The sequence below is a fragment of the Microbacterium sp. Bi128 genome, from assembly GCF_918698205.1.
In genome coordinates this window covers 1-1,225 of record NZ_CAKKMM010001469.1, presented here as the reverse complement: position 1 = coordinate 1,225, position 1,225 = coordinate 1, and the positions used below count along the sequence as shown (strand labels likewise).

1 protein-coding gene is annotated in these 1,225 nt (G+C 67.3%); it reads left to right on the top strand.

Annotation, left to right across the window (positions count from 1 at the left end):
* Positions 1 to 1,225: ABC transporter permease (locus LQV45_RS33750; RefSeq protein WP_230012165.1), on the top strand; the 1,225-nt coding region annotated here is incomplete at both ends.

Sequence of the window (1,225 nt, the reverse complement as noted above, 5' to 3'; positions counted from 1 at the left end):
AGAGCGGAGCTCTTCCGGGTGCCCCGGAAGAGGAGTCGCTGCTGCGCAAGATCTTCACCGGCAACGGCATCGTGACCATCCTGGCGGTGCTGCTCGCACTGATCCTCGGCGGCCTGCTCATCGCCATGACGGACAAGGTTGTCGGCACCACGGCGGGCTATCTCTTTGCCCGGCCCAGTGACTTCCTCATCGCCGTCTGGTCCGCCGCCACCGATTCGTACGTCGCCCTCTTCCAGGGCGCGGTCTTCAACCCCCGCGGGAACGGCGTGGCCGGACAGTTCGCCCCCCTCATGGAGACGCTGACCATCGCCACCCCGCTGATCACCGCCGGCCTCGGCGTCGCCCTGGCCTTCCGCGCGGGCCTGTTCAACATCGGTGCGCAGGGCCAGATCATCATGGCCGGCATCCTCGCCTCATGGGTCGGCTTCGCGCTGCACCTGCCGCTGGGGATACACCTGCTGCTGGTCCTGGTGGCCGGCGTCATCGGCGGCGCCGTCTGGGGCGGCATCGTCGGCGTGCTCAAAGCCCGGACCGGCGCCCACGAGGTCATCGTGACCATCATGTTCAACTACATCGCACTCTATTTCCTGCGCTACCTGCTCGACACTGACTTGTTCCAGCGTCCGGGGGCGGACACACCGATATCGCCCATCGTGGACCCCAGCGCCGCGTACCCGCTGATCTTCGGCAGCCAGTACCGGCTGCACCTGGGATTCCTGCTGGCCATCGCGGCCACCGTGTTTGTTTCGTGGCTGCTGAACCGCTCCACGCTCGGTTTCGAATTCCGTGCCGTCGGGGCCAACCCCAAGGCAGCCCTGACCGCCGGCATCAACGTCTCCCGGGCCACCATCCTGGTGATGACCATTGCCGGTGGCCTGGCAGGCCTGGCCGGCGTGGCACAGGTGGCGGGCACCGAAAAGGTCCTGACCGACGGTGTCGCGGCAACCTACGGCTTTGACGCGATCACGGTCGCGCTGCTGGGACGGTCCTCGCCATGGGGCACCTTCGCCGCCGGCCTGCTGTTCGGGGCCTTCCGCGCAGGCGCTGTCCAGATGCAGATCCAGACCGGAACTCCGATCGACATCGTGCTCGTGGTCCAGTCACTCATCGTGCTGTTCATCGCGGCGCCGCCGCTGGTCCGGGCGATCTTCGGACTCAACCCGCGCAAGAAGAAGGCCGCCACCGCCGGCAAAACCAAGCAGGCCGCAACCACCGGAGGTGCCGC